Annotated in this window: 7 protein-coding genes; 4 read left to right on the plus strand and 3 right to left on the minus strand. The window is 48.8% G+C overall.

The features are described from left to right. Positions 1-203: 203 nt before the first annotated feature. From AC1DYT_RS21860 to AC1DYT_RS21870, 3 genes are read right to left on the minus strand one after another with little or no spacing between them, the layout of a single operon-like run. Positions 204-1,193: an MlaD family protein gene (locus AC1DYT_RS21860; RefSeq protein WP_477471639.1), complete on the minus strand. Its 990-nt coding sequence runs from the start codon at positions 1,191-1,193 to the stop codon at positions 204-206. Between the two features lie 18 nt (positions 1,194-1,211). Beyond that, complete coding sequence (locus AC1DYT_RS21865) at positions 1,212-1,985, minus strand: ABC transporter ATP-binding protein (protein ID WP_477471640.1); 774 nt, start codon at positions 1,983-1,985, stop codon at positions 1,212-1,214. Between the two features lie 7 nt (positions 1,986-1,992). Continuing rightward, positions 1,993-2,721, minus strand: coding sequence for an MlaE family ABC transporter permease (locus tag AC1DYT_RS21870; protein ID WP_477471646.1), 729 nt, complete (start codon positions 2,719-2,721; stop codon positions 1,993-1,995). Positions 2,722-3,305: 584 nt separating this feature from the next. On the opposite strand from AC1DYT_RS21870, the gene AC1DYT_RS21875 reads away from it, so the two are divergent. From AC1DYT_RS21875 to AC1DYT_RS21890, 4 genes are all read left to right on the plus strand, one after another. Next, complete coding sequence (locus tag AC1DYT_RS21875; RefSeq protein ID WP_477471641.1) at positions 3,306-4,166, plus strand: AraC family transcriptional regulator; 861 nt, start codon at positions 3,306-3,308, stop codon at positions 4,164-4,166. 256 nt (positions 4,167-4,422) lie between these two features. Continuing rightward, positions 4,423-6,270 carry a sodium:solute symporter family protein gene (locus tag AC1DYT_RS21880; RefSeq protein WP_477471642.1) on the plus strand — a complete coding sequence of 616 codons (1,848 nt, stop codon included), beginning with the start codon at positions 4,423-4,425 and terminating at the stop codon, positions 6,268-6,270. 15 nt (positions 6,271-6,285) lie between these two features. Further along, positions 6,286-7,470 carry a glycoside hydrolase family 130 protein gene (locus AC1DYT_RS21885; RefSeq protein WP_477471643.1) on the plus strand — a complete coding sequence of 395 codons (1,185 nt, stop codon included), beginning with the start codon at positions 6,286-6,288 and terminating at the stop codon, positions 7,468-7,470. Between the two features lie 6 nt (positions 7,471-7,476). Then, complete coding sequence (locus tag AC1DYT_RS21890) at positions 7,477-8,667, plus strand: AGE family epimerase/isomerase (RefSeq protein ID WP_477471644.1); 1,191 nt, start codon at positions 7,477-7,479, stop codon at positions 8,665-8,667. Positions 8,668-8,868: the final 201 nt, after the last annotated feature.

Here is an 8,868-nt window from a genome sequence, read left to right on the forward strand (position 1 = left end):
GGCGATAATTTTATATAGCTTATCGAAACATCGCCAGCTTCCATTTACGCATGTTGTCAGTCAATCGACAACATGCTTTGCATGTTCAATCTGCCTCCCGGCGATTGCTTCGTGCCTCGTAATTATCTTGTGGTGAAGTGAGCGCAAAAAAAAAGTGATGGACATTCACCCATCGCTATTTCCCATGAGGATAATCCCTTCTTTTACAATTTCCCCTTCAAACTATCCTGCTTAGCCTTTTCTCTCTTTTTGAAGAAACCGCGGAGTAGGAAGTTGCTTTGTACGGCTTCCAGGTCGTCGTTTAGTTTTACCGAACTTTGCTGTAGCTTGTCGATGGTGGCTTGTACCTTTTTGGCGCCGGCAGGGTCGTTTAGTAGCACGCCCAGTATGTTATCGGTGCTGTTTAGCTTGTTGCTGGCTGTGTTGAGGTTATTGGTAAGGATGGTGGCGTTATTGGCCGCTTCTTTCAGTTTATCCATTGATTGCAGCAGGCGGGCGTAAGCCACGGTATCGGTAAGCATTTTATCGGCAAGGCCGCCTTTGGTGTTCATTTTGTTGCTGAAGGTGTTGAGCGCAACTGCCATTTTGGATGCTGTTGCCGTAGTGGTTTGCAGGTTGCGCATAGCGGCGCGTAATTGCATAGCCATGGTGCTATCGGCTAAAAGTGCACCAACGGTGCCTTTGCCCGCCAGTATCTGGTGACCAAGGGCTTTAAAATCGGTGGTGATGGCCAGCAGGTTCTCGTTGTTCTTTTGCAGGGTGGCCATAATATCGTCGGTTGATAATAGCTTGGCTGCCTGTAGTATGTCGCCATTCTGCACTATAGGGGCTTGCGGACTGCCGCCATCTATCACAATGATCTTATTGCCTATCAAACCGTCGCTGCTGATGTGCGCCAGCGCATTGCGGTGTATGTATTGCTGCGTGCTGGCTTCAATGGCCATATCCACATCAACCTGCGAGGTGCCCGTGAAGCGCACGTTTTTGATGGTGCCTATCTTTACGCCCGAGAACCACACGTTGTTGCCCTTTTTCAAACCTGCAACATCGGTAAATACCGCGCTGATGTTGATGCTTTTTACGAAGCTTTTGTTCTGGCCGCCCAGCGTGAGTATGCCTATTACAAATACTGCTACGCCGAGCAATACGAATACGCCTACTGTTATTGATTTCCTGTTTTCTGCTGCATCCATTGGTATATGGTGATAATGTTATTCTGTAAAATTATAATCGTAAAAAGGTTTCACCCTTACGTCGTCGGTTTTAAATACTTCCTCGAAGGTGCCTACACGTTGGAACTGCCCGTCTAAAAGCATAGCAACGCGGTCGCCCGTTTGCTTGGCGCAGGTTAAATCGTGCGTGATGATGATAGATGAGGTGTTATAGTTTTGCTGCACCTCGTTTATCAGGTCGTTTATTTCGATGCAGGTGATGGGGTCCAAACCGGCGGTGGGTTCATCGTACATCATAATTTCGGGGTTGAGGATAAGCGTACGGGCAATGCCTATACGTTTACGCTGCCCGCCCGAAAGCTCTGAAGGCATCTGGTTGATGGTTTGCGAGAGGCCAACGGCATCAAGCACGCTCTCCACGTTCTTATCAATCTCGGCCCGTGTAATGCCCTTGCGGTTGCGCACCAGCGGGAACTCGAGGTTCTTACGCACGGTCATGCTATCGTACAAAGCACTGTTCTGGAACGAAAAGCCGATGCGTATGCGCAGGGCCTCCAGTTCGCGCTGGCTGATGTTGGCCACATCGTGGCCAAGCACATCAATGGTGCCTTTATCAGGCATCAATAAACCCGATATCAGCTTGATCAATACCGATTTGCCTGTGCCCGAACGGCCCAGCACCACCAGGTTCTCGCCCTGAAACAGGTCCAGGTCTATACCGCGCAGTACGTCGTAATCGCCGAAGGATTTCTCCAGTCCGCGTATCTTAACAACCTCGTTGGTCTTGTCGATATTTACCTTTTGCTTCTGCATATGGTTATTAGCGGAACCAGCCCGCTATCTGTACAATTAAAACTTCCTCTATAAAAACCAAAAACATGGCCGTAACCACCGCGCCATTGGCAGCCTTGCCCACACCCTCGGTGCCTTTGTCGGCATAAAAGCCCTGGTAGCAGCCTACTATACCAATAGTAAAGCCAAAAACGATAGCCTTGCTTAGCGATGCCCAAAAATCCACAAAGGTAAGCGGCTCGAAGGCCTGCTCCATAAAGGTAGTATAGGTGGTGCCCTCGTTAGCGCTAACGTTGAGGTAACCGCCCAATAAAGCGATAAACGCAACATAGGTGGCCAGCAAGGGTATGGTAATAGTGGTAGCGATAACGCGCGTACACACCAAAAATTTAAAAGGTTTGGTGCCCGATACCTCCATAGCATCTATCTGCTCGGTAACCCGCATAGATCCTAGTTCGGCCCCGATGCTGCTGCCCACCTTACCCGCAGCAATAAGCGCGGTAACCAGCGGGGCAAGGGCCTTCATGATAGCGATAGACACCAGCGATGGCAGCCACGATGTAGCACCAAAACCGGTAAGCGAAGGCCGGCTTTGCTTGGTAAAGATCACACCCACGATAAACCCGGTTAAAGTAATGAGGGTGAACGAGCGAACGCCGGTTTCGTAACACTGGCGAACAACTTCCTTCAAATCGTATGGAGGCAACAAAACTTCCTTAAAAAAGCGGATAACGAAGCTGTAGATATTATACAGCATCAGGAAGAAATTGCTGATACCATCCTTCGCTCTGGAAAAGCGGGACGGTACTGGCTTTATTGTACTTTTTATGGTATCCATTTAAGCGGGCAAAGGTATAACTAATACGAAGATATAGAATGCGTAAAGCTGCAAAATGTTTTAAAGGGGAGTTATTATTACATATTACAGACCGATGCCATTTTGGCGTTTGGTGCGGTGCCGTAAACGCCTGTAAAAATGAAATAAAAGTACAACATGTGCAAGGACGAAATTAAGGGCAGGCGGACGATGACCCGTGCTCTTCATTTCGGTTTCGTGTCGCCCGGCATATCCACCCCGACTTGTGAAAACGATCCCGGGCTGCGATGTAACAGGGTGGCCGGGCGGGACAAAACATAGCCCGCCTCTTTTTATAAAAAGGGATGGAATTTTGTACCTTTTTTTGGTGTATTATTATAAAAACACGGAAATTTACGAAGGTAAAAATGGCTGTTTCAGCTCAAAATACGCTTTTTTGGAGATATTTTGATTTTATTATGTTAAATTCGTATCAGTATTATTGCGGATAAAACCAATTAGATTTTGAGATGCCTAACAATGTAATGCGTGAGATTACCCCCCTCACCCCAAGCGATTGCTTTACCATTTTCAGCAGGGTGAAAACCAGGTTCGATTTCCCTATGCATTACCATGAGGAATATGAGCTAAACCTCATCATCAACGCAAAAGGCGCGAAGCGGGTGGTTGGCGGCAGCATAGAGGTGATCGACGACCTGGAACTGGTGCTCATTGGCCCCAACCTGTACCATGCCTGGTTTACCCATCAGGCCAAAAGCGAGGCCATTACCGAGGTTACCATACAGTTCCATAAGGATTTGTTCGACGATAAATTCCTGAGGCGCAACCAGATGAGTTTCGTGAAGAACATGCTGGATAGGGCGCAGCGCGGCATCACCTTCCCGCCCGAAACCATTGCCGCCATACGTGGCAGGCTGCAGTCGCTGGATAAGAAAAACGGCTTTGATTCGGTGCTGGAGCTGATGAGCATCCTGCACGATCTCTCCATCAGCCGCAATATGAAGACTTTATCTGATGCCAGCTTCACCAACGAGCAGTTCAACTACAACAGCCGCCGTATAGAGAAGGTATTCGATTTCATGAACGCCAACTATAATACACAAGTAACCCTGGCCGAAGTTGCCAAAATAGCCAACATGCCCGATGCCTCGTTCAGCCGTTTCATCAAAAAACGCACCGGCAAAACCTTTATCGATAGTTTAAATGAGATACGCCTGGGCCACGCCTCGCGCATGCTCATAGAAAGCACCACCACCGTAGCCGAGATAGCGTATAAATGCGGGTTCAACAATATCTCCAACTTCAACCGCATCTTCAAACGCAAGAAATTCTGCATCCCCAAAGAGTTCAGGGAAACATACACGGGGAACAGGGTGTTTATATAGATGTGCGGATTTCAGATTTCAAATGTGCAGATTGATGCTACAGAATTGGTTTGATTTTGTCGTGATAAACTAATACTTGGTTAAAATAGTATTAGGGTTGGGATGAGCAACTGCCTACTTTTGGCATCAACCAGTTAGCCATACCGGAAATACGCGAAAACACCTTGAAAATCGGAGAAAATCGGAAAGAAATCGGTGTTTTTCTTTGAATTTCTGTGGTATTCTTAGGATTCCTGTAGCATAAATTTTTTGATAAATGAGATTGTCCCTGATTGATATTTCTATCATTGTCCTGTACCTCTTCAGTACCATTTTCATCGGTCTGTGGTACCGCAAAAAAGCACGCGAAAATAAGGACAGCTATATGCTTGGCGGCAAATCGCTGCCCTGGTACAAGCTTGGCTTAAGCGATGCTTCGGATATGTTCGATATAAGCGGTACCATGTGGATGGTAAGCCTCTGCTTTGTGTACGGCATGAAGAGTATCTGGATTCCCTGGCTGTGGCCGGTATTCAACCAGGTATTTTTGATGATGTACCTCTCGCGCTGGCTGCGCCGCTCAAACGCCACTACCGGTGCGGAATGGCTCGCAACGCGCTTCGGCAAAACAGGTGCGGGCGTAACCAGCTCGCATTTGGTGGTAATTGCATTCGCATTACTCAGCTGCCTGGGTTTTATGGCCTATGGCTTCATCGGACTGGGCAAATTCATCCAGATATTCATCCCCTGGGATCTGATAAAAGGTTACATTCCTTTTGATGTCGCGCCACAATACGTGCCGCATGTGTACGGCATCATCTTTACGCTGTTTGCCATGTTTTACTCCATCATTGGCGGCATGCACAGTATCGTAACCGGCGATATGGTAAAATACGGCATCATGACGGTGGCCTGCATCTGGATAGGCGTTATCGCTACTGAACAAATAGCCAGCCATAAATTGAATGTGCCCAACGGCTGGTACACGCCTTTCTTCGGCAAGCACCTGGGGCTGGATTGGAGCACCATTGTCAAAGAGGTAAACGTGAAGATCAAGAGCGACGGCTACTCGCTGTTCGCCTATTTCTTTATGATGATGACCTTCAAGGGCTTCTTCGCCGCATTGGCCGGCCCAGCGCCCAACTACGATATGCAAAAGATATTGAGCACCCGCTCGCCCGAGGAAGCCAGCAAGATGAACGGTTTCGTAAGCGTCATCCTGCTACCTATCCGCTATACGCTCATCATCAGCCTAACTGCTTTAGGCCTCATCTATTATCACCAGATGAACCTGGCCGATGGCGCAGGTGGCATCGATTTCGAGCGCATACTGCCTGCAGTTATCAATAACTTTTTGCCCGTTGGATTGGTGGGCCTGTTGCTTGCCGGTTTGCTGGGCGCGTTCATGAGCACCTTCAGCGGCACCATGAATGCGGCGCAGGCCTATATCGTAAATGATATCTATATCAAATACGTAAACCCCGCAGCATCCACCAAAAAAATCATCGGCATGAACTACCTGGTGGGCGTGGTTGTGGTGGCTTTAGGTGTTTTCCTTGGCTTTTTTGTAAAGGATATCAACAGCGTGCTGCAATGGATCGTATCTGCCCTTTATGGCGGTTACATCGCAGCCAATGTGCTTAAATGGCATTGGTGGCGCTTCAATGCCAGCGGTTTTTTCTGGGGGATGCTCTCCGGCATCCTGGCGGCCATGGCGTTTTCGGTACTCGTTAAATACGGTTATATACCGGAAAACGAGTTGTTAAATTGGTTCCCGGTGCTGTTTGGTGTATCCCTGGCCGGATCCATCGTTGGTTCCTATGCAGCGCCCCCCACCGATGCCGCGGTTTTGCAATCCTTCTACACCAACGTGCGCCCATGGGGTTTTTGGGAACCGGTGAAAAAGATAGCCATAGCCAACGACCCATCCTTTCAACCTAATAAAAACTTCAAGCTCAATATGTTCAACGTGGTAATAGGCACTATTGCCCAATGCTGCCTCACCATATTGCCTATGTACCTGGTACTGGGGCAGCACTCACCGCTGCTGATTACCATAGCCATTTTGGCGGTAATGATGCTGATACTGAAACGCACCTGGTGGAACAAACTAAAGGAATATTAATACACACATATATTTATGACCCCTGCCTTTAAGAACAGGCTGGAGCAGCTAAACGCTGCCTACCGGCAATTGATAGATACGCCTAACGAAATAGACGGTTTGGGCAACGGTGTTTTCGACCGGTATAAAAACCCGGTGCTTACTGCCGCACACGCTCCCGTAGCCTGGAAGTACGACCTTAACCCCGATACCAACCCCTACCTGATGGAGCGCTTCGGCATCAACGCCGCATTCAACGCTGGTGCCATCAAAATCAACGGCAAATACCTGATGGTAGTGCGCGTGGAAGGGGCCGACCGGAAATCCTTCTTTGCGGTAGCCGAAAGCCCCAATGGCATCAGCCATTTTACCTTTTGGGAAAACCCCGTCACCATGCCCGAAACGGAAGAGCCCGATACCAACCTATACGATATGCGACTGACCGCGCACGAAGACGGCTGGATATACGGCCTTTTCTGCACCGAAAGGCGCGACCCTGCAGCCCCCGCACACGACCAAAGCCTGGCCATTGCTGCCTGCGGCATTGCCCGCACCAAGGATTTACTTACCTGGGAGCGCCTGGCAGATTTGAAAACCAATTCGCCGCAGCAGCGCAATGTGGTGCTGCACCCCGAGTTCGTTGATGGCAAATACGCACTATATACCCGTCCGCAGGATGGCTTCATCAGCGCAGGCAAAGGCGGAGGCATAGGTTTCGGGCTTTGCGATAGCATGGAAAACGCGGTGGTAGACGAAGAAACCATCATCGACAATAAACAATACCATACCGTTTACGAGGCCAAAAACGGCCAGGGGCCCACCCCTATCAAAACGGAAAAAGGCTGGCTGCACCTGGCCCATGGCGTGCGCAATACCGCTGCCGGGCTGCGCTATACGTTGTATATGTTCATGACCGATTTGGCGGACCTCACCAAAGTAACCCATAAACCCGCAGGCTACTTTTTAGCCCCCGAAGGCGCAGAGCGCATAGGTGATGTAAGCAATGTTGCTTTCTGCAACGGCTGGATAAAGGATGAAGATGGTAGCGTGTTTATCTACTACGCTTCATCAGACACCCGGATGCACGTGGCAACTACTACGGTTGATAAGCTTATCGATTATGTAACCAACACCCCGGCGGATGGCCTGCGTTCGGCAGCATCTGTCGATACGCTGAATACCATCATCAACAACAATAAAAAGCTGAAGGAATTGGTTTAATAAGTAATGGACGATACATTAAGCACGTATAAAGCAGAACTCGAAAAAGAACGGGAAAACACCCTCAACTATTGGATGGATAACACCCTTGATGAAGCCGACGGCGGCTTTTGGGGGAGGATAAATAACGATAATAAGGTTATCCCCGGTTCGCCCAAAGGTTCGGTGCTGAACACAAGGATATTGTGGAGTTTCGCAGCCGCTTATAACCATAGTAAAAACGCCCTGCATTTGGGCATAGCTGCTATTGCCTACCGCTACATTGTGCATCGGTTTATGGACTTGGAGCATGGCGGCGTTTACTGGACGGTTGACCATGAGGGCAAGCCTTTAGATACCAAAAAGCAGGTGTACGCATCTGCTTTTACCATTTACGCCTTCAGCGAGTTTTATAAAGCCACCAAGGATAAAGAGGTACTGGCCGAGGCCAAAAAACTCTATCAGGTTTTAGTGGATAATAGCTACGATACCCGGCATACCGGCTACCTGGAGGCCTTTACCCGCGAATGGCAACCAATTGACGACCTGCGCCTGAGCGCCAAGGATGCCAACGAGAAAAAGAGCATGAACACCCACCTCCACGTACTGGAGGCCTACACCACGCTTTACACCATTTGGCCCGATGAAGGCCTGCGCGCGCAGATAGAAACCCTGCTGCATAATTTTATCGATTACATCATCGATGCCGAAACCAAACACCTCATCCTGTTTTTTGATGAGGAATGGAACGCCAAATCTGATACGGTATCTTACGGGCACGATATTGAAGCCACCTGGCTTTTGCTGGAAGCTGCCGAGGCTATCCACCACGTCGAACTCATCGAGCAGCTGAAACTCATCTGCGTACAGATATCCGAAGCCACTTTAGAAGGCCTGGATGCCGATGGCGGACTGTGGTACGAGTACGAGCCATCGCAAAAGCATTTGGTGAAAGAAAAACACTGGTGGCCACAGGCGGAAGCCATGGTAGGCTTCTACAATACCTACCAAATTACCGGCGACGAAAAGTGGCTCGACTTGTCCACCCGCAGCTGGGAATTCGTAAAACAGCATATCCTCGATAAAAAGAACGGCGAATGGTTTTGGGGCATCTACGCCGATGGCAGCGTTATGACCACCGAAGACAAGGTCGGCCTCTGGAAATGCCCCTACCACAACAGCAGGGCTTGTTTGGAGGTGATGAGGAGGATTGTCTGAACTCGAATTTCAAGGAATTAAACGAATTGACAGAATCCCTTGCAAATTGCAAAGAAAATTCTGCCCATTCTTAAAATTCGTTTAATTCGAGTTTGTCTTGTCCTAAGAAAGGTTGACAGTATTTTATAAAGATAAAACTATTATTGTTTGTTTGCCGTGTTAGGATGTGGGGAACGCGGAGCGTTGTCCACATCCTAACAC

It is taken from the genome of Mucilaginibacter sp. P1_D10 (genome assembly GCF_056406215.1).

What these genes read in the sequence shown, in the direction of transcription:
- AC1DYT_RS21890 (WP_477471644.1), top strand. Translation starts at nt 7,477, where the DNA reads ATGGACGATACATTAAGCACGTATAAAGCAGAACTCGAAAAAGAACGG.
- AC1DYT_RS21860 (WP_477471639.1), bottom strand. Translation starts at nt 1,193, where the DNA reads ATGGATGCAGCAGAAAACAGGAAATCAATAACAGTAGGCGTATTCGTA.
- AC1DYT_RS21880 (WP_477471642.1), top strand. Translation starts at nt 4,423, where the DNA reads ATGAGATTGTCCCTGATTGATATTTCTATCATTGTCCTGTACCTCTTC.
- AC1DYT_RS21875 (WP_477471641.1), top strand. Translation starts at nt 3,306, where the DNA reads ATGCGTGAGATTACCCCCCTCACCCCAAGCGATTGCTTTACCATTTTC.
- AC1DYT_RS21865 (WP_477471640.1), bottom strand. Translation starts at nt 1,985, where the DNA reads ATGCAGAAGCAAAAGGTAAATATCGACAAGACCAACGAGGTTGTTAAG.
- AC1DYT_RS21870 (WP_477471646.1), bottom strand. Translation starts at nt 2,721, where the DNA reads ATGCTGTATAATATCTACAGCTTCGTTATCCGCTTTTTTAAGGAAGTT.
- AC1DYT_RS21885 (WP_477471643.1), top strand. Translation starts at nt 6,286, where the DNA reads ATGACCCCTGCCTTTAAGAACAGGCTGGAGCAGCTAAACGCTGCCTAC.